16 protein-coding genes and 3 tRNA genes are annotated in these 18,332 nt (G+C 50.3%); 9 read left to right on the forward strand and 10 right to left on the reverse strand.

All coding sequences use genetic code 11. The annotated features are described in order from the left end of the window. The 3 genes from ACTHUG_RS06655 to ACTHUG_RS06665 form a co-directional block, all read left to right on the forward strand. Window positions 1-728: DUF2345 domain-containing protein (locus ACTHUG_RS06655; protein ID WP_440386426.1), on the forward strand; the 728-nt coding region annotated here is incomplete at its 5' end. 70 nt (window positions 729-798) lie between these two features. Beyond that, window positions 799-3,183 (forward strand): peptidoglycan-binding protein LysM, encoded by a 2,385-nt coding sequence (locus ACTHUG_RS06660; protein ID WP_440386427.1) that lies wholly within the window; start codon window positions 799-801, stop codon window positions 3,181-3,183. 8 nt (window positions 3,184-3,191) lie between these two features. Continuing rightward, the gene (locus ACTHUG_RS06665) at window positions 3,192-4,022 is read left to right on the forward strand and encodes a hypothetical protein (protein WP_440386428.1); all 831 of its coding nucleotides are present in this window, start codon (window positions 3,192-3,194) and stop codon (window positions 4,020-4,022) included. 236 nt (window positions 4,023-4,258) lie between these two features. On the opposite strand, the gene ACTHUG_RS06670 is transcribed toward ACTHUG_RS06665, so the two are convergent. The 10 genes from ACTHUG_RS06670 to folD all read right to left on the reverse strand — a co-directional run bounded on the left by ACTHUG_RS06670 (window position 4,259) and on the right by folD (window position 14,290). Next, the gene (locus ACTHUG_RS06670; RefSeq protein WP_440386544.1) at window positions 4,259-5,755 is read right to left on the reverse strand and encodes a subtype B tannase; all 1,497 of its coding nucleotides are present in this window, start codon (window positions 5,753-5,755) and stop codon (window positions 4,259-4,261) included. A 289-nt stretch (window positions 5,756-6,044) separates the two neighbouring features. Continuing rightward, window positions 6,045-7,520, reverse strand: a complete 1,476-nt coding sequence (locus ACTHUG_RS06675; RefSeq protein ID WP_440386545.1) for a surface lipoprotein assembly modifier — start codon at window positions 7,518-7,520, stop codon at window positions 6,045-6,047. 156 nt (window positions 7,521-7,676) lie between these two features. Next, a complete protein-coding gene (locus tag ACTHUG_RS06680) occupies window positions 7,677-8,048 on the reverse strand; it encodes a hypothetical protein (RefSeq protein WP_440386429.1) in 372 nt (123 codons plus the stop codon). A 171-nt stretch (window positions 8,049-8,219) separates the two neighbouring features. Then, a complete protein-coding gene (locus tag ACTHUG_RS06685; protein WP_440386430.1) occupies window positions 8,220-8,915 on the reverse strand; it encodes a M48 family metallopeptidase in 696 nt (231 codons plus the stop codon). Window positions 8,916-8,964: 49 nt separating this feature from the next. Next, complete coding sequence (locus ACTHUG_RS06690; protein ID WP_049347813.1) at window positions 8,965-9,696, reverse strand: lysophospholipid acyltransferase family protein; 732 nt, start codon at window positions 9,694-9,696, stop codon at window positions 8,965-8,967. Between the two features lie 75 nt (window positions 9,697-9,771). Beyond that, the gene (gene gmhB, locus ACTHUG_RS06695; protein WP_003749152.1) at window positions 9,772-10,350 is read right to left on the reverse strand and encodes a D-glycero-beta-D-manno-heptose 1,7-bisphosphate 7-phosphatase; all 579 of its coding nucleotides are present in this window, start codon (window positions 10,348-10,350) and stop codon (window positions 9,772-9,774) included. An 11-nt stretch (window positions 10,351-10,361) separates the two neighbouring features. After that, window positions 10,362-10,814 (reverse strand): DUF7832 domain-containing protein, encoded by a 453-nt coding sequence (locus ACTHUG_RS06700; RefSeq protein WP_440386431.1) that lies wholly within the window; start codon window positions 10,812-10,814, stop codon window positions 10,362-10,364. 93 nt (window positions 10,815-10,907) lie between these two features. Then, complete coding sequence (locus tag ACTHUG_RS06705) at window positions 10,908-12,149, reverse strand: aromatic amino acid transporter (protein ID WP_440386432.1); 1,242 nt, start codon at window positions 12,147-12,149, stop codon at window positions 10,908-10,910. A gap of 129 nt (window positions 12,150-12,278) precedes the next feature. Continuing rightward, window positions 12,279-13,352 (reverse strand): AI-2E family transporter, encoded by a 1,074-nt coding sequence (locus ACTHUG_RS06710; protein WP_440386433.1) that lies wholly within the window; start codon window positions 13,350-13,352, stop codon window positions 12,279-12,281. Window positions 13,353-13,438: 86 nt separating this feature from the next. Beyond that, window positions 13,439-14,290 carry a bifunctional methylenetetrahydrofolate dehydrogenase/methenyltetrahydrofolate cyclohydrolase FolD gene (gene folD, locus ACTHUG_RS06715; protein WP_440386435.1) on the reverse strand — a complete coding sequence of 284 codons (852 nt, stop codon included), beginning with the start codon at window positions 14,288-14,290 and terminating at the stop codon, window positions 13,439-13,441. Between the two features lie 200 nt (window positions 14,291-14,490). Between folD and ACTHUG_RS06720 the strand changes: the two genes are divergently transcribed. The 6 genes from ACTHUG_RS06720 (at window position 14,491) to ACTHUG_RS06745 (ending at window position 18,139) form a co-directional block, all read left to right on the forward strand. Further along, window positions 14,491-14,568: transfer RNA gene (locus tag ACTHUG_RS06720), tRNA-Pro, on the forward strand. A 27-nt stretch (window positions 14,569-14,595) separates the two neighbouring features. Next, a tRNA-Arg gene (locus ACTHUG_RS06725) sits at window positions 14,596-14,672 on the forward strand. 9 nt (window positions 14,673-14,681) lie between these two features. Further along, window positions 14,682-14,757 (forward strand) — tRNA-His (locus ACTHUG_RS06730). A 260-nt stretch (window positions 14,758-15,017) separates the two neighbouring features. Beyond that, window positions 15,018-15,524: an adenylyltransferase/cytidyltransferase family protein gene (locus tag ACTHUG_RS06735; RefSeq protein WP_440386546.1), complete on the forward strand. Its 507-nt coding sequence runs from the start codon at window positions 15,018-15,020 to the stop codon at window positions 15,522-15,524. Then, window positions 15,521-17,281 (forward strand): bifunctional biotin--[acetyl-CoA-carboxylase] ligase/type III pantothenate kinase, encoded by a 1,761-nt coding sequence (locus tag ACTHUG_RS06740; RefSeq protein ID WP_440386436.1) that lies wholly within the window; start codon window positions 15,521-15,523, stop codon window positions 17,279-17,281. The genes ACTHUG_RS06735 and ACTHUG_RS06740 overlap by 4 nt, the downstream gene beginning before the upstream one ends. A gap of 15 nt (window positions 17,282-17,296) precedes the next feature. Further along, entirely contained in the window at window positions 17,297-18,139 is an 843-nt protein-coding gene (locus ACTHUG_RS06745) for a hypothetical protein (RefSeq protein ID WP_049359154.1), read from the forward strand. Window positions 18,140-18,332: the final 193 nt, after the last annotated feature.

An 18,332-nucleotide genomic window follows, 5' to 3' on the forward strand; every position in this document is an offset into this window, starting at 1 on the left:
TCCACCTTATCAGCGGCAACCATACCGACATTACCGCCGGCCAAAGCCTGACCGCCCATGCGGCAGAGAGCGTTAACCTGTTTGCCCAAAGCAGCGGCATCAAGATGCAGGCCAATCAGGGTGCAGTCACTGTACAGGCACAGAATGACGAGTTGCAGCTGAACGCCTTAAAAGACGCCACCCTGACCAGCAGTGCAGGAAAAATCACCATTGCGGCGAAGGAAGAGATTCTGATTACCTGCAAAGGGGCGTATATCAAGCTGAGTAACGGGGAAGTTGAGATCGGGAGTCCGAAGGTGGTAAGGGTGAGGGCGCCGCTGGTGGTGAATGGGGCGAATGGGATCAATGCACGGCTACCATTACTTCCACAAACAGGTTTGTTTAGTAGGCGTTTCGATTTTAGTAGTGTATTCACTTCTGATTTTTTATCAGGAGGTATTAGTTATAAAGTAATTAATAGGGGGCAAAATTCAGAGCGTATAGAAACTTTTGATAAAAATGGGAGAACATCAAGATTTTATGGAGATTCGAAAGATGAAATCGAAATTTCTGTGATAGGTAAGCTGACCAAAGAGCAAAAATGGGCTCTCATCCCAGATAATGAGACAGAACATGAAGATCACTGTTGTGCCTGTGATGAAGAAGATCATGATTGTGAAGAAATATCTGAGACAGAAGAAGTCGTCGAGGATAATTTATTAGAAGATTACAACCAATTCGGAAATTAATATACTTAGAAATACTGTTTTAGGAAAATATTAAATTTATTATTAATAATAATTATTTAGGAAATTAATTATGAGAAAAAATAAGGCTGTATTTGACATATCCTATCCTTCTAATAGAAAAGGGTTCATTTATGCATTAGCACGAAGAGAAAGTGGTGCTGATTTAAATCAGAACGATTTAGTAAACAAAAAAGCTATTCATGAAATTAACGAAAGAGGGTATATTGGTTTGTTCCAGTATGGAGAAGGCGCTCTAATTGATATAGGATATAAAACAAAACAAGGCGAATGGACAGGAAAAAATGGAGCAGTATCAGAAGAAGCATTTAGATCATCTCGTGAAATTCAAGTAGCAGCAATTAATTTATCTATTGATTTATGGTGTAAAAGATTACGGGTATGGGGGTTTAATGAGTATTATGGAAAAATTGTTAAGGGGATAGAAATTACCGAATCCGGTTGTATTGCCGGCTGCCACCTAGTTGGTTCTGGTGGTTTAGCATCTTTTTTAGATATGCCTGGAAATTACAAAATTGATAAAAAAACAGGAAAACGACACAGCGAGTTTGATGGCAATAAAACTCATATCAGCGAATATTTGAAATTATTTGCCAACTACGATTTGGAAACCTGTTGCAAACGTAAAATTCGAGTAAAACTGCAAGATGTTGACGGCCTTCCTTTAAAAGATAAGACTGTTAAAATACTATCTTCATATGATGGTAAACATTTAAATAGCAAATTTGAAGTTACCCATAAAACTGATACAGATGGGGAGTTGCCCGTTATAGTCAGACATCCTGGCGCTGAAATCATTTTAGAAATTGATGGTCGCGAAAGTGAGACAATTTCTCAAAAAGCGGATCAGGTACAGCCATATACAATCACAGCTTCGGATATGAAAGTTTCTGCACCATTGGCTGCAAAAGGCACTCCTGAGCCTAAAAAACAAGATGAAATGGAACAGCAGCCACAACAGCCTTCTTCAGATGCGGAAAATAATGCGTCTAAAGATGTTAACTTCCATCTCAGCCTTTTAGAAGGAGATACAAAAAAACCAATAAGTAATGTGAAATTCACTTTGGTGTACAAAGGGAAGCCCAAACAACACATTACAAATACACAAGGAATTAAAGAAAATATTATTGCGGAAATAGGACAAACTATTCAGATTTGTATGGCAGGTGAAGGCAACCTCCAGCCGATTAAATCATTTACGGTTACAGAAAGTCTACGTGATACAGTAGTGAAGGTTTCGCTTCCTGTACACACGTTTACAATTACGGTTGTAGATACTAAAGGGAAAGCTGTTTCCAATACAGAATTCAGTATATTTTATAGGCAAAGAGAAAAAAGCAAAAAAACTGATCATGAAGGCCGTTTAAAAGTAAAGGCCTTAGTCGGTTTCGTATATGGGTTTGGAAATAAAGGTAAACCGCTTTTACACTTACGATGTCTGCAATCTGTCTCGATTAGGCAGATTACTGTTAATCAGACAGCAATACAGAACGCACAGGGTGCTTTAGGAACAAATTCAATAACAGCTGTAACACAGGTGGTGCAACAAGCTGCTTTTAATACTATTGGGCAGGTATTGAAAAATAATCCTTCACAAAAACAACCAACTACGACACAAAAAACTCCCCCGCCAAAGCAAGAAGAGAAAGCTAAATCTCAACCTCAACCTCAACCTCAACAAAAAGAACCCCCCCGTCAAAAAAATATCCACACAGAACAGGGAGGAAAACCGTTAACAGTCGTTGGAGATCAAAAAGCTGCTAAAGATACAGTTCGCTATCATATTTACTATGATGGAACAATCAAAAGAGAAAATAAAAATGCAACTGGTTTTGTAGAATTTATTTATTATGATGAGCAAGGAAACCAACATCTTTTACAAAATGAACGGTCAGCATTATTTCTTGCATATAAATGGAGAAAAAAGAATCAAGAAGCAACACCAAGAGAAACTATATATTTGGTTAACCAACGGAGACATCAAAGTTATGTCAGTAAAAACGGGAAAATTAGCTACAAATGGGAAATCAGAAGTAAAGATGGGCGTTTTTATCTAAGTGGACTTTCTCTAGCCGCTGTTCTAGGGGCCTTGTGCTCCCTAGGACATGTAGCTTGCGTAGGAAGCGGATTCAGTACTAAAAATGGTGGACCTGGAGTAAGTGTATCTCATTTAAATGGGATTAATGGTGATTTCCGTTACTTTGCTAAGAATGATGCGCATCTTGGTGGAGGTGGGATTCACACAACTGCTAATAATTTTGACTGGGATGCTAATGTAAGATTCGTGGAAGCTCTTTATAAGTTTGGATATAAGCATTTTTTATCGTCCCCAGTTAAGGTTAATGGTAATAAACTCCTACCTCATTCTTCTTCTCATAAGGATCATTACCATCATTTGCATATCCAAGGGTTTAAACCAAAAGTAATTGATATTTAAGGAAATGTATGATTCATTCTAAACCTAATCATGTAATATTATTATTATTTTTACTAACGGCTTTAGCTGGGTGTGGACAAGGAGCAGTAGTTACTAAAGAGCCCCTTGCTGATAGAAACATCAAAGAAGAGCCTGTTGTATCTCTTCAAAAAAGCAGTAGGGATAATTGTTATATTAATTATCCTAAGGAGCAGGGACATTTGGCGGAGGCGGAATGTTTAACGTTACCGATTTCATCTAAAATCTGGTTTCAGTCCTATCCTAGATTATCAAATGGTTTTCTTGATTTAAATAAGATTAAGGCGCCTAAGGATTCTAAAGAATATATATATGCTGTTCCAACAAGTATCCCCGAGTATGCAAAAGTTCTGGGTGTGATTCCCTATAATGATTCATTTGCATGGCTTGTTGTTGCAACTAATAGAGAGTCAGAAGAGTCTGAAGAAAATAGTATTATTGAGCAAAATTATAATATTTATTTGATTAATAGAAAGGATGGAAGCATTGGCCAAGACCATACCGGCCTTCCAAGTTTAGGCTCAATAGATTTGGTATACGAATCATTCTATGATAATAAAAAGTTGTTGCGTCCGCCCTTCAATTTTAAAAAAATAGATGGAATACTGAGTTACCATGTAGAAGATACCTTGTCCTTGAAGCTGCAAGGAAAGTGTGTGATGGAATTTGAACTCAGCAAAGAGTTTGTATTAAAAACAGATAGGGTCTGCTATGAATTTCATCAGGGTAAAAAATCCATATCTTCTACAAATAAGACTACTTGGAAGTTAAATCAGAAAAGTATGAAATTTGAAGATCAAGAAATTTCATCAGAAAATTAAAAGCCTGTATTGCATCAATACTCTGTATTTATTGAATTCTGAAAGTCGGATAAGTTTTTAAACTATATAAAACTTGAAATATATGGATGCGTGTGTACAGTAAGCATAGATTAGGTTAAAAATTTAGCTTTCAGAAGGTTTTATTTAAAAAGGGCTCAGGCCGTCTGAAATATTCAGACGGCCTTTTTCCAATCAAAACGGGATACCAAATCTCATCTCAATCCATGTTGGAACGCTTATTTTGTAGAGCTGCTGACTTGCTTCATCCAGGCGAACAGTTCGTCTAAGTCATAATCGCCGCCGTGGCCGACATCCCAAGGCAGGGCGTAGTCGACGGTTTGGCCGTTGTTTTGCAGTTTGGCGGCTAAGACGGCGGAGACTGCCAGTGAGGTGTCGCGGTCGTTGGTGCCGACGCGGATGCGCCAGTTTTGCGGCAGGTTTACGCCCGGTTTGCCGATGTAGTTGAGCGGGTTCATGATTTTGATGGTTTCTTCATCTGCGATTTCGGCGTTGGCGGCGGTGTTGTGTTGCATGGAGAACGCGGTGAAGTGGCGTTTGTCGACGGTATTGGTGCCGAAGAGTTGGTTTTCGCCTGTGCTTAAATCTACGCCGTCAAAGGCCGGCGGTGTTTTTTGGCGGCCGGCGGCTTTGGCGTAGGCATCGAAATCGACGGAGACGACTTTGCCTTTGCGGACGGTCAGCCAAGTGCGGTCGCTCAGGTCTTTGCCTGCATCAAGCTGGGCTTGTGCGGATTTGGCAAGTAAACCGGCAATATGGTTTTTAAAGCTGCCGTTGCCTTGGGCGTCCAGTGTCAGGGGTTTGCCTTCGGGGGATTTCAGGTTCAGGCTGTTGAGGTATACGGGGTATAGGGGTTTGAGGAGGTCGGACAGTTTTTTCTCGTCATCGGTCAGCGTGCCTGCGACCAGCTCGCGTTTGACGCGGTAGTCGAGCATGGAAATGTTCATTTTTTTGTAGTCGTTGATACCGTTGAACTGCCATTCGTAAGCCATATCGGCATGGTCCAAGTCGGTAATCGGACAGTAGGCGGATACGGCGAAAACTTTGTCGCTGCCGTCTGCCGCGCCTAAGGCTTTGAGGTGGCTTTCGTAATCTTTTTGGTCGGCTGTCGCGCCTAAGAGGGCGGACATCGCACCGCCTGCGCTTGTGCCGTTGGAAATGATTTTTTCGGTATTGCCGGGCATGACTTTGTCGTTGGCTTTCAGGTAACGGACGGCGGCTTTCAAATCAACGATGGCGGCAGGTGCTTTACCGGTGGGTTCTGTCCGGCCGCGTGCGCCAGGGGATGCGACGACGTAGCCTTTGGAGAGGGCAACCAGGGCGGCGTTGGGCGATTTTTGGCCGTCGTCAGGCTCGCCGCGTTTGCCTTCTAAAGCGGGTTTGCCTGGTTCGGCAGGCATATAGCCGCCGATTTGATTGGGCAGGAAAATCGGTGCGGTTTCGGCGTTGAAACCGTCTATCTCGCCGCCGTTGTAATAGGCTTCGGGTACATAAATATTGATGATTTCGTGACGGGTATCGACAGGATTGCGGACGTAAACTACGCCTTCGTAAGCGCGGAATTTGATAGCTTGACCGTTCACTTCGATGCTTTGTTCGGTGTATTTTTGTTTGGAGAAGTCTAGGTCGTAGGTGTCTGCGGTTTTGACGGAAGCGCAGGCGCTCAATCCCAGCGCGACAGAAATGGATAAGAGGGTTTTGTTTAGGGCGTTCATCATCATACTTTCTGAAGAGGTGAAAGGAGATGATAACTAATACTCAGGCCGTCTGAAACGCCAAGTCGGGTTTCAGACGGCCTGATTTTTTTGTAGCGTTATGTAGAGTTGTACGTTACGTTGTAAAGTAATATGGGCTTAAATTTCATCTATTTGATAAATATGAATTTAATAAGAAATTACGCCTTAAAAGATCTATTTATCCGGTATCTGTAAAAGTTTGAATCTGTCTTGTAAATCAGTATGCAGGACAGGTATTTTTGCTTTATCCACAGATTGGTTCTACTTGTCAGAACGTTTTGCTCAATTCGATAAACATTTTGGTTTTGCCGTATTCGTAGAATTTGTCGTTGCTCCATGTTTTGTTGTGGGCAATGGTCAGGCGCGGGGTGATGCCTTTGAAATGGAGGGCGCGGTGCCATACGCTCAGGGAGGCGGAGGCTTCTTTGTCGCGGCGGTTTTGTTCGTTACTGAAGAAGCCGGGGGCTTGGTAACGGCGTTGGGCGGCGCTGAGGCGTAGGACGGTGGAGAGGCCTTTGGGCCATTCTTGTCCCCATGTGCCGCGCAGGGCGTAGCGGTTGAAGCTGTCGCTTTTGTCGTCGCGGTTGCGTTCGCGGTAGAGGTCGATGCCGGCTATCCAGTATTGGCGCGCGTTGCGGTAGTAAATGATGGAATTGCTGAGCAGTTGGCTGGTGTTATCGGAATGTTCGCGGCGGCTGTTTTTCAGACGGCCTGCTTCAAATGCGCTGAGGGTTTGCAGCTTGGGTTGCCACCAATGGTTGTAGTGAAGGCGTGCGCCGTTGGTGTAGGTGTAGGGGTCGTTGCCGTAGAAGCGGCGTTCGTGGAACGGGGTAATGCCGATATCGCTGCGCTGGTCGGCATAGCCGAGGCCTGCCGAGAAGCGTGTGGTGAGGTCGTTGTAGTTGGTGTGTTTGGGATAGATTTTGCCGTAATGGTCTGCGCCTGCCGTGGCATAGAAGCCGCGCGGCAACGACCATTTTTTTTCTGCCCCGATTTGGTAGTGGACGGCGGTGGCATCGATGGGTTCTGGGAATGTCCAGCCTCGGAAGCAGTCGTCGTCGGGATAGGCAAGGCGCACGGCGCGGCATTGTTTGTCGCTCAGGTGGTTGCCCAGACGGCGTTGGCCGGGAGCTTGGTTGATGTTTTGCTCGCGCGTGATGTTCAAGCCGGCATTGAATTGCCATGAGTCGCGCTCGCGCAGGGCTTTGCGGTAGTTTTCGATGCGTTCTTGCAAGGCGGGCGGGAGAGATTCGGTTTGCAGTTTGTCGAACTGGTCGGCTGCGGCTTCGTTTTGTTTGTCTTCAAATAAGGCGGTTGCAAGCTGCCAGCGGACGGCGGAGGCATCGGGCTGCTCGGCGATAAAGCGGCGGTAATGGCCGATGGCTTCGGCGGCGCGCCCTTCGGATTGGGCAAGCAAACCTTTGGCATAGCGTGCCATGGCGCGGTCGTGTTCGGGCCATTGTTCGTAAATGGGTAAAACGGCTTTGATGCCGGGGATATTGTGGGCGACGACGGCGGAATACATGGCGCGTGCCAGTAATTCGGTGTTGGCAAGCAGGGTGTCGGCATCGACGTTGATGATTTTTTCAGACGGCCTGTTTGTCTGTTCGGCAGGGATATTGTGCGCTTCGGGCTGTTGGGGTTCGGCAGTGTTGACTTGAAGCTCGGGTTTTACGTTGGGCGGCACATCGGCGGCGTGAAGGAAAAGGGGAAGGATGGCGAGGAGGAGTAGACGTTTTTTCATGGCAATGTTGGGGATGTTATCGGTATAAGTGGGCAGATTGTACAATGTTTTGAGTCGGAAATTTTGTAAACTGACGGTCATTTTATCTGATCAATGCGACAAAAGGCCGTCTGAAACCCGATGGGATTTCAGACGGCCTTTGTTTACGGATCGGATTTAGTTTTCGTCCAGGTCCAAATCGGCTTTGTATTCGATGCGGCCTTGGCCTTTGTCTTCGATGGAAACGTCCAGCTCTTGTTTGCCGCGTTTGAATTTCAGATCGGCATCGTCGCGTTTGATTTCGGACTCGACCACATGGAAACCTTTGCTGCGCGCGTGGGCGATCACTTTTTTGGCCAGGGAAGGAATGGAATTGTGTCGGCCGGAAAGTTCGGCTTCGTATTCAAACTCGCCGTCGCCTTGATGGTCGGCTTTGATGGTGTGTGCGCCTGCCGGACGGTAGATTTCGGAAGGCAGCGGGGAGGCGAATGCCGTGGTGGAGAAAAGAGCCAAAATGCCGGTGGCCAGTAACGATTTTGCTTTGGTCATCGGTTTTCCTTTCTGAAAAGGGTTTTGAGAACGACATCATCTTATCGGCAGGTATGAGGGGCGGCAAGCGGATAAACTTGATTTTACGCGCGGCTACATGATTTGTTTGGAGGGCGTTGATTCTTTGCTTTGGGCTGGTGTTTGCTTGCAGAAAAATGCTGCTGGGAAGACTTAGCCGAGGTGGAACAATTCGCCGCCGTGCGCCTTCAGCCATTGTTCGGCTTGGTCGACATGCGGCGTGAGCGAGTGGGTCAGAGCCCAAAACGCAGGGCTGTGGTCGGGATGGCGCAGGTGGGCGAGTTCGTGCAGGCAGACGTAGTCGGCGACATATTCGGGTGCGCCGATGAGCCGCCAGTTGAGGCGGATGCCGGTGGTGTGGCGGCAAACGCCCCAGAAGGTTTTGGCGTTGGACAGGGAAATGGCGCTCGGGGTCAGGCGGGTGCTTCGGATATGGCTTTCGAGGCGCGGCAGCAGATATTCGTGCGCACGTTCGTGCAGGAAGCGGCGCAGATGGGTCAGTTGGGCGGCGGTTTCTTTTTCGGGCAACAGGATTTCAGACGGCCTGATTTGGATGTGGTTTGCCGTGTGGACGGACAAGGCCGTCTGAACGCCTTGATACCAAATCCATTCGGGAAGCGTATCGGTGGGTGTTTGCTGGGTCGGTGTTTTGTTTAGGGTGCGGCGCAGGATGGCCTCGTTGTCGTTCAGCCATTGGGTAAAGTTGCGCTGGGTCACAAACGGCGGGATATTGATGCTGACGGTATCGGCGGAAACGGGGCGCAAGATGAGGTTTTTCTTGGCACTGCGTCTGAGCTGGATATGAATGGTCAGGCCGTCTGAAAGGGTGTGGGTATGGAGGCGGGGCATGGTGTTTGAGGGAGAGGGGCGGGCATGGCGGCCCACCCGATGGAATAATTTATTTGGTTTGGGGCGCGAACGGACCTTGTCCGGTAATCAGGGGCTGTTGGCTTTCTATCCATTGCTCGCATTGGGCCATGAGTTCGGCTTCGTTGCCGCTGCCGTAGGCAATGGGTTTGCCGATAATGACGCTGACGGTGCCGGGGTATTTGAGGAAGGAGTTGCGTGGCCAAAACTCGCCGCTGTTGAGCGCGACGGGGACGATGTCCATCTCAAACATTTTTGCCATGCGCGCGCCGCCGAGCTTGTAGCGGCCTTTTTCGCCGGGAGGCAGGCGTGTGCCTTCGGGGAAAATGGTAATCCAATAGCCTTCGTTTTTACGTGCAAGGCCTTGTTCTATCAGCTGCCTGTTGGCTTCGCGGCTGTTGCTGCGGTCGATGCCGATGGTTTTAACCAGTTTCAAGCCCCAGCCGAAGAAAGGGATTTTGAAAAGTTCGCGTTTGGCAACATAGACTTGCGGCGGAAAAATTTCTTGCAGGGCGAGGGTTTCCCAGCCGCTTTGGTGTTTGGCGCAAATGATGGCCGGGCGGTCGGGAATGTTTTCTGCACCGCTTAAGGTGTAGTTCAAACCGATGACGTGTTTGAGCGACCAGTTGAGGATGCGTACCCAAACTTGTGCCATTTTGTGCGCGCCGCCTTGGAAGGGCAGGGCAAGCAGCATAAAGGGGAACAGCAAAATAATGCTGGAGGAAAGGATGAACCAGTAAATCAGGTTGCGGATAATCAGCATATCGGGGAAAAGTCTGTCGTTGGAAGGCCGTCTGAACGCCGGTGTGATCAGGTTTCAGACGGCCTTGTTGTCTGTTTATAAGATGGCTTGCGCGGTTTCTTCGATTTGTGTGTTTTCGCGCATGATGTATTGCGAGAAAGCGAGCAGGTTGTCGAAGATTTGAGTGTGTTCGGGCAGGTCTTGCTCATGTTGGGCCAGCGTTTTTTTGCCTTTGCCGGTCAGGACGAGCGCAGATTTTCCGCCTGCGGCATCAATGGCCTGCAGGTCGCGCAGGCTGTCGCCGACCAGCCAGGTTTCGGCGGCATCGGCCTTGAAGCGTTCGATGATGTCGAGAATCATGCCGGGTTTGGGTTTGCGGCATTCGCAGTTGTCGACGGCGGTATGCGGGCAAAACCATATGCCGTCGATGGTGCCACCTGCTTGAACGGCAAGGCGGTGCATTTTCGCATGCATTTCGGTCAGGTCTTGCACGGTAAAGTATTTGCGGCCGATACCGGATTGGTTGGTGGCCACGGCGATGGTGTAGCCTGCCTGCGTTAAAAAGGCGATGGCATCCATGCTGCCTTCGATGGGAATCCATTCGTCAACGGATTTGACGAAATCGTCGCGGTCTTGATTGATGACGCCGTCGCGGTCGAGGATGATGAGTTTCATGGTTCGGGCTCTTATTTTTTTGCTTTCAAACTGCTTTTCCATTTTTCAAAGGCCGTCTGAAAAACGGGTGTCAGTTTGGCGAAGGTTTCCGGGGTGTTTTTGACGTGGTAGAAGCCGCCGAGCGAGGGCGTGTCGAGGGCGAGGACGTAGTCTTCCATAAATGCGCCGTAGCCGTCTTCTTCGTCGGTGTAGTAGAACTCGGTAAACCGTTGGCCGAGTTCGGTAAAGTCGTCCGCCGTCAATGCGCCGTCCATGTGTTTGAGCAGGAAGTGCCGTCCGCTGATTTTGCCCGAGGTCATGGCAGCGAAGTCGGCTGCGGTTTCGGGGGCGGTTTGCCAGACGGGGTTGACGAGGCCTGATTTTGCCGCCCACTGCCAGTACATACCGATGTGGGTGGCGGCGTTTTCGGGCGGTAGTTGGTCGGGATAGTCTTCGTCGAGATGGAAACGGATATTGTCGTACATGGACGGGGTTCGTTGGGGGAAAGGGGGTATTGTAGCGGAAAATAATGAATTAGGCCGTCTGAAAGAGGGTGTTTCAGACGGCCTTAAGGGAATTTAACCTTTAAATACGGGAACAAGCTCCAGTTGGCTCAATATTTGGGCGGCAATGTTGATGACGCCGAAGAGGAAGACCCAAACCATCAGCCAGAATCCGCCGTAAACTTTGTAGTTTTTGCCGGCACCGAATTTATGGCGCGAGCGGTAGAGCAGCATGGCTGGGATGATGCCTGTCCAGATGGTGGCGGCCAGGCCGACGTAGCCGATGGCGGTGACGAAACCGGTAGGGAAAAGCAGGCAGGAAATCAAAGGCGGCAGGAAGGTCAGCGCGGCGGTTTTGGTGCGGCCGGAAATGCTGTCGTTCCATTTGAAGATGTCGGCGATGTAGTCGAACAGGCCGAGTGTTACGCCGAGGAAGGAGGTTGCGATCGCCATGTAGGAGAACAGGGTCAACACTTTGTCCATATTGCCGGTTTGGGCGAACTTGGACAGCGTTTCGATCAGGACGGAAACTTGGCCTTCTGCGGCGATAACCGGTGCGAACTCGCTGCGCGGCAGGTTGCCTTGGATGGCAATTTGCCAGAGGACGTAAATTACCAAGGCAATCAGTGTACCTGCCCACAGGGATTTGGCTACTTTGGGCGCGTCGCCTTTAAAGTATTTGAGCAGGCTGGAGACGTTGCCGTGGAAACCGAATGACGCAAGGCAGACGGGCAGGGCGGTGGCGGCATACATCCAGTAGTGGGTGCTGGCCGGGGCTTGGGTGTCAAACAAAACAGGCATTTTGGCATCGGCAATCAGGCCGCCGGTTGCCCAAATAAAGGTCAATACCATGCCGCCGATGAGGATGCTGGTGAAGCGGTCAACCAAGCGGGCGGATGCCCAAACGCAAAAGGCGAGGATGCCGAAGAAGACGAGTTGGCCGACGGAGAGCGAAATTTCGCCGCCTACCGCGCTGCCGATGCCTTTGGCAGTCAGGTCGCCGCCGACGAAGATGTAGGCGTAGGTGAGCAGGTATAAAACGAAAGCGACGGCAACGCCGTTGATGATGTTCCAAGCCGGGCCGAGCAGGTCTTTGACCATGGTGTCGAAGCTGGCACCGTGCGGATAATGGGTGTTGACTTCCAAGATCATCAGGCCGCTGGAGAGCATGGAAAACCAGGTGTACAGCAACACGGCCAGCGAGCCGGCAAACCAGACGCCAGAGGTGGCGGTCGGATTGGCAAGCATGCCTGCGCCGATAACCGTACCGGCGATAATCATCGCACCGCCGAATAGGGAAGGGGTTTTGGTTGACATTGTTTGTCTTTCTTCTAGGAATGCGTGGCTGCCATTATGCCGTAAAGTGTAAGAAAAGGTAAAGCAAAGGCCGTCTGAAAACCCGATTGTCGTTTTCAGACGGCCTTTTGTGTGTATAAACGCAACTGATTAAATCAATTTTCGCAGTTTCAATTCGTTTTTCAAATAGGCGTAATAAACCGGCGCGACGATGATGCCGCCGATGCCGAAAATGCGTTCAAAGACGACCATTGCCACCAGCAATTCCCACGCGCTGGATTCGATTTCCGAGCCGATGATTTTGGCGTTGAGGAAATATTCGAGCTTGTGGATGACAACGAGGAAAACCAGCGAGGCGAGTGCGACGTAAAGCGATGCGCCGAGGCTCAAAATAATGATGATGGTGTTGGAAATCAGGTTGCCCGCCACCGGAATCAGGCCGACGATAAAGGCGATGATCAGGACGGTCATTTTAAACGGCAGCTCAACTCCGAACAGCGGTAAAACCAAGTAAAGGTACAGGCCGGTCAGGAAGGTGTCAATCAGAGAGATTTTAACTTGGGCGAGGAACACGCGTTCAAAGCTGGTTTCAAAAGTGACGATGCGTTGCACCAATTCGGCTTTAAACAGCGGCATTTTACGGCGGTTTTTGCGCATTTTCAGGCGGTGGAAACTGAGCATGGCGCCGATGATGATGCCGATGAGGATGTACACGAAGGACGTGATGCTGTTTTTACTGATGCGGGTCAGCGCGGCGCGGTATTCGTCAATCAGCTTGATTGCCGAGGCTTTGATTTCGGCCATATTGTTGGGCAGCATATTGAGAATGGCCGCAGGCAGGTCTTGGCTGTTTTTGGTGTCTTCCAAAATCGCCGCCAGTTTGGCCAGCATAAAGCCGACATGGCCGCCGTGTATCAGGTGGTAAATGCCCAAAGACATCATCGCAATGATGCTGAACACGATGGCCAGCGTCAGCGTGGTGGAAATCAGGTTGATATTGTGCGCATTGAGCGATTTATGCAGCCGCGTGTTGCGCGGCAAAACACGGCGGCGGAGTTTGAGGATGACGCCGTTGGTGCGCGTAATAAAGATATAGGTCAGGATAGCCGACAGCAGCAGCGGCAGCAGATGGTAGTGCAAGACAATCAGCAAAGCCAAACCCATCAGGATATAGGAAGCATTGCGGAAAGTCGGGTTGTCGGTGTGGGAAGCGAGTAAGGACATGTGAAGCCGATAAGGTAAAAAAACAAAAAAAACAGGTCAGGCCGTCTGAAAAAACATGTTCAGACGGCCTAATTTAATGACGGCGGTTAATCGTGCAATGAGGCCGCGTGTAGCGTGTTTTCCAACAAAGTGGCAATCGTCATCGGGCCGACGCCGCCGGGAACGGGCGTAATCATGGACGCACGTTCTTTGGCAACGTCAAACTCCACGTCGCCGCACAGGCCGCCATCGTCCAAGCGGTTGATGCCCACATCGATAACAACGGCGCCGGGTTTGACCCATTCGCCTTTAACAAAATTCGGAATGCCCACGCCGACCACCAAAATATCTGCGGCGGCAACTTCATCGGCAAGGTTTTGCGTGGCGCTGTGGCAGATGGTTACCGTCGCGCGGGACAGCAGCAATTCCAACGCCTGCGGGCGGCCGACAATATTGGATGCGCCGACAATCACGGCTTTTTTGCCTTTCGGGTCGATGCCGTAGGCTTCCAACAAAGTCATCACGCCTTTGGGTGTGCAAGGGCGCATCAGCGGCATTTTAACGACCAGGCGGCCGACGTTGTAAGGGTGGAAGCCGTCCACATCTTTATGCGGCTCGATACGTTCCAAAACCGCTTGGCTGTCGATGTGTGCCGGCAGTGGCAGTTGCACCAAAATACCGTCGACGGCAGGGTCGCCGTTCAATTCGTCCACCAGTTTCAACAAATCGTCTTGCGTGGTTTCAGACGGCAGCTCGTAAGAGCGCGATTCGACGCCGCTTTTTTGGCAGGCCAGTTTTTTATTGCGTACATAAACCGCGCTGGCAGGGTCGTCGCCGACCAATACCACCGCCAAACAAGGCGTGTGCAAACCTTTTTCCTGGCGCGCCTTTACCGCCTGCGCGACCGCCTCGATGCGTTGCTGGGAGATTTTTTTTCCGTCTATAAGTTGAGCAGTCATGATTTTCCTTCTAAATAGGGACAAATATTGCGTTCAAATTATCGCATTTTTCAGACGGCCTGACACAAAAGAGTAACCCCGATGACGAAACATAAAAATAAATAATGATTAAAAATAATAAGATAAATAAAAAATAGCAAAATAAAGCAAAGTAAGTGTTGACCGGGATGAAAAGGGTCTGTATAGTTCGGGTCTTCAGTCGGGGCGTAGCGCAGCCCGGTTAGCGCATCTGCTTTGGGAGCAGAGGGTCGTGAGTTCGAATCCCACCGCCCCGACCACAAAATTCTAAGCACGAATCGGCATGAGCGCCCGTAGCTCAACCGGATAGAGCACCGACCTTCTAAGTCGGGGGTTACAGGTTCGATTCCTGTCGGGCGTGCCAATTTTTACGGTGGCTGTAGCTCAGTTGGTAGAGCCCTGGATTGTGATTCCAGTTGTCGTGGGTTCGAGCCCCATCAGCCACCCCAGATGAAAGCCTGCATATTGTATGCAGGCTTTTTTCCGTTTATGCCCTGAATTTTATTCAAGTTTATTGGTTTTCAAAAACAGTATTCATCAAACCGTTCCATCATGGCAGCGGCAAAAACGGTGTCTGCGGTGTCTGTCAAATGCCGATGAATACGCAGTCAAGCCCGAATATCGTACCGTTCGGTATCTTTTTATGGAGTTTCGCCGTTATCCTTTATAATACCCCGATTATTTTCTGTTTTATTTCCAAAGGAACCGCATCATGTCCGAATGGTCAGCTCCAGAATTCGAATCCAAAATCTGTCCGCCCGAAAAGCTGGCGGAGCGTTTGGCGGCATTGCCCCGTCCGCTGGTGTTTACCAACGGCTGTTTCGATATTCTCCACCGAGGCCATGTTACTTATCTGGCGCAGGCGAGATCGGCAGGTGCGGCTTTGGTGTTGGCGTTGAATACCGATGCTTCGGTGCGCCATCAGGGCAAAGGGGATGACCGTCCGATTAATCCTTTGGAAAACCGCGCGGCAGTGGCAGCGGCATTGGCCAGCGTGGATTTGGTCACATGGTTTGATGACGATACGCCGGCCGCGCTGATTGAAATGGTCAAACCCGATGTATTGATTAAAGGCGGTGATTGGCCTGTGGATAAGATTGTCGGTGCGGCCGAGACGTTTGCGCGCGGCGGCAAAGTATTTTCGATTCCGTTTTTACATCAGACTTCGACCACCAAAACGTTGGCGAAAATCCGTGAAGCCGGAGGAGGCGCATGACGGATTTGAACAGCCGCCATTGGGCCTTGCTCGCCACGCTTTCAGACGGCCTGCCACAACACGTTTCTCAGCTGGCGCGTGCGTCCGGAATGAAGCCGCAACAATTAAACGGATTTTGGCAGCAGATGCCGGGCCATATCCGCGGTTTGCTGCGCCAGCATGACGGGCAATGGCGCTTGGTGCGCCCATTGGCTGTGTTTGCCGAAGAATCTCTGCAACAAATGGCCGGGAAACATGGTTTTCGCGCGCAGTTGAAACACGAATGTTCGTCCAGCAACGATGAAATCATGGCGTTGGCGCGCCGGTCGGCAGGTTTGGCGCACAAGGCTTTGTGTGTGGCGCATTTTCAAACCAAAGGGCGCGGACGGCAAGGGCGAAGCTGGGTCAACCGACAGGGCGAATGTCTGATGTTCAGCCTGGGCTGGGCGTTTGACAAGCCGCAGTATGAGCTGGGTTCGCTGGCGTTGGTGGTGGCATTGGCTTGCCGCCGTGCGCTTGCCGATATTGGTTTGGACGTGAACATCAAGTGGCCGAACGATTTGGTCGTGGCCAACGATAAATTGGCCGGCGTGTTGATTGAAACGACGCGGGTGGAAAATAAAACCGTCGCCGTCATCGGCATCGGCATTAATTTTGTATTGCCGAAAGAAGTGGAAAACGCTACTTCCGTGCAGGCTTTGTTTCAGACGGTCTCTAAGCAGGGCGTAAGCGTCGAAGCCTTATTGAATGCGGTGTTGGCGCAACTCGATGCGCTGTTGAATGAATACGCGCAAAACGGATTTGCATCATGTGTCGTCGAATACGATGCCGCCAACCGCGACACAGGCCGTCCGGTCTTGCTGCTTCAAGACGGGCGCGTTGTCCACGAAGGCGTGGTCAAAGGCGTGGATGCGCAAGGCGCGTTGCGTTTGCTGACGGACGAGGGCGAGAAAACCATCGTCAGCGGCGAAATCAGTTTGCGCCCGGATAACCGTCCGGCACAACCCGCCGCCGCCAAGCCGGAACGCTCTTTGCTGCTGGACGGTGGCAACAGTCAGTTGAAATGGGCGTGGGTGGAGAACGGCACATTTACCGAAGTCAGCCGTGCGCCGTATCGTGATTTGGCCAAGCTGGGCGAAGAATGGCTGCGATTTGCCGATGAAAATGTGAAGATTGTCGGTTGCGCCGTGTGCGGTTCGATCAAAAAAGCGATGGTGGAAGAACAATTGACCCGTCCGGTTGAATGGCTGTCTTCCATGCCGCAGGCTTTGGGCATCCGCAACCATTACCGCCGCCCTGAAGAACATGGCTCCGACCGCTGGTTTAATGCGCTGGGCTGCCGCCGCTTTACGCAAAACGCCTGCGTCGTCGTCAGCTGCGGCACCGCCGTAACCACCGACGCGCTGACGGAAGACAATCATTATCTCGGCGGCACCATCATGCCCGGTTTCCACTTGATGAAAGAGGCGATGGCGCTCAAAACCGCCAACCTCAACCGCCCCATCGGCAAGGTATATCCGTTCCCGACCACAACGCCGAACGCCATTGCCAGCGGCATGATGGATGCCGTTTGTGGCGCGCTGATGATGATGCATGGCCGTCTGAAAGACAAAACGGGCGGGGGCAAACCGGTCGATATTATTATCACGGGCGGCGGCGCGGCCAGAGTCGTGCAGGCGCTGCCGGAGTCATTCGTTCATGACAATCAAGTGAAAATCGTCGATAATCTCGTGATTCACGGGCTCTTGCATTGGATTGCCCATCGCAACGGACAATAAAAAGGAAAACGCATCATGAAATGGCTGTTTGCGGTCTTGGTCGCACTCAACATCATTGTTTTTGGCAGCATGGTTGCCTATCGGACACAGCATAAAACTGCCAAACCCGAATCCGCCTTGGAAGGCGGCACGCACGAATTATTGCGCCCGTCTTCTTTGGACGCACCCAAAACCGAGCCGCAGCAGGCATCGCAGCCCGATTGGGTGGCGGATGAATCAGACGGCCTGATCATGGCCGAACCCGAATCCGAAGAAGCAGAAGCCTTGCGTAAAAAACAAGAAGCGCAGCAGTTGAAAGAGAAAAAAGAAAAAATGCGCCGCGAGAAAGAAGCGCAAGAACGCCGCGCCGCCGAAGAAGAGATGGACGCGGCCGGCGTGGAACGCTTGTGTACCAGCAGCGCCACCGTAGTGATGGATGAAGACGATTACCACCGCATCAAAGGCCTGTTGGGCAAATGGCCCCATGCGGCCAGCCGCAGTATCGAAAAACGCAACGGCGCATCCGGTGGTGAAACTTCTTCCAAAACCTTCCGCGTGGTCTTGCCTGCCGACGGCGACACTTCTGCCCAGCTTGACGCCTTGGGCAGCCGCGGCTTTAGCGGCAGCATTCACAACGGCGAAATCAGCATTGACGTAACACGCAGCCGCTCTTCCGCCCAAGTTTTGATTTCACGCTTGTCCAGCGCAGGTTTCGGCGGCGCACGCATTGTCGAACAGGAAGACAGAAGCGCACCCGATACCGGTTTGAGCGTAGCGCGCATGACTGTGGTCTTTATGGCGGTTGATGAGCGCGATGCCCAAGACATCAGAAACATTGTCGGCCGTTATGGCAAGTTGAACATGAAAACCTGCCGATAATCAGGCCTGTTCGGTTTCAGACGGCCTGATCAGCAGTCGGCCAAGCCTGATAAACCGAACGCTGCAAAACATGAAACCCACTGTATCGGCAGTGGGTTTCATGTTTTTCGGTTTTGAGTATCTGATATAAAGGGGAACAGGTATGTTTCGTATATGCGCACTCCGAGTATCAAGAGATAATGGGGAAGAGGGG

It is taken from the genome of Neisseria sp. P0022.S009 (assembly GCF_051956675.1).
Taxonomy (GTDB): domain Bacteria; phylum Pseudomonadota; class Gammaproteobacteria; order Burkholderiales; family Neisseriaceae; genus Neisseria.

Coding starts and splice junctions, on each gene's coding strand:
- ACTHUG_RS06665 (WP_440386428.1), top strand. CDS start 3,192: ATGATTCATTCTAAACCTAATCATGTAATATTATTATTATTTTTACTA.
- folD (WP_440386435.1), bottom strand. CDS start 14,290: ATGACTGCTCAACTTATAGACGGAAAAAAAATCTCCCAGCAACGCATC.
- ACTHUG_RS06740 (WP_440386436.1), top strand. CDS start 15,521: ATGACGGATTTGAACAGCCGCCATTGGGCCTTGCTCGCCACGCTTTCA.
- ACTHUG_RS06745 (WP_049359154.1), top strand. CDS start 17,297: ATGAAATGGCTGTTTGCGGTCTTGGTCGCACTCAACATCATTGTTTTT.
- ACTHUG_RS06675 (WP_440386545.1), bottom strand. CDS start 7,520: ATGAAAAAACGTCTACTCCTCCTCGCCATCCTTCCCCTTTTCCTTCAC.
- ACTHUG_RS06700 (WP_440386431.1), bottom strand. CDS start 10,814: ATGTACGACAATATCCGTTTCCATCTCGACGAAGACTATCCCGACCAA.
- gmhB (WP_003749152.1), bottom strand. CDS start 10,350: ATGAAACTCATCATCCTCGACCGCGACGGCGTCATCAATCAAGACCGC.
- ACTHUG_RS06705 (WP_440386432.1), bottom strand. CDS start 12,149: ATGTCAACCAAAACCCCTTCCCTATTCGGCGGTGCGATGATTATCGCC.
- ACTHUG_RS06680 (WP_440386429.1), bottom strand. CDS start 8,048: ATGACCAAAGCAAAATCGTTACTGGCCACCGGCATTTTGGCTCTTTTC.
- ACTHUG_RS06710 (WP_440386433.1), bottom strand. CDS start 13,352: ATGTCCTTACTCGCTTCCCACACCGACAACCCGACTTTCCGCAATGCT.
- ACTHUG_RS06660 (WP_440386427.1), top strand. CDS start 799: ATGAGAAAAAATAAGGCTGTATTTGACATATCCTATCCTTCTAATAGA.
- ACTHUG_RS06685 (WP_440386430.1), bottom strand. CDS start 8,915: ATGCCCCGCCTCCATACCCACACCCTTTCAGACGGCCTGACCATTCAT.
- ACTHUG_RS06670 (WP_440386544.1), bottom strand. CDS start 5,755: ATGAACGCCCTAAACAAAACCCTCTTATCCATTTCTGTCGCGCTGGGA.
- ACTHUG_RS06690 (WP_049347813.1), bottom strand. CDS start 9,696: ATGCTGATTATCCGCAACCTGATTTACTGGTTCATCCTTTCCTCCAGC.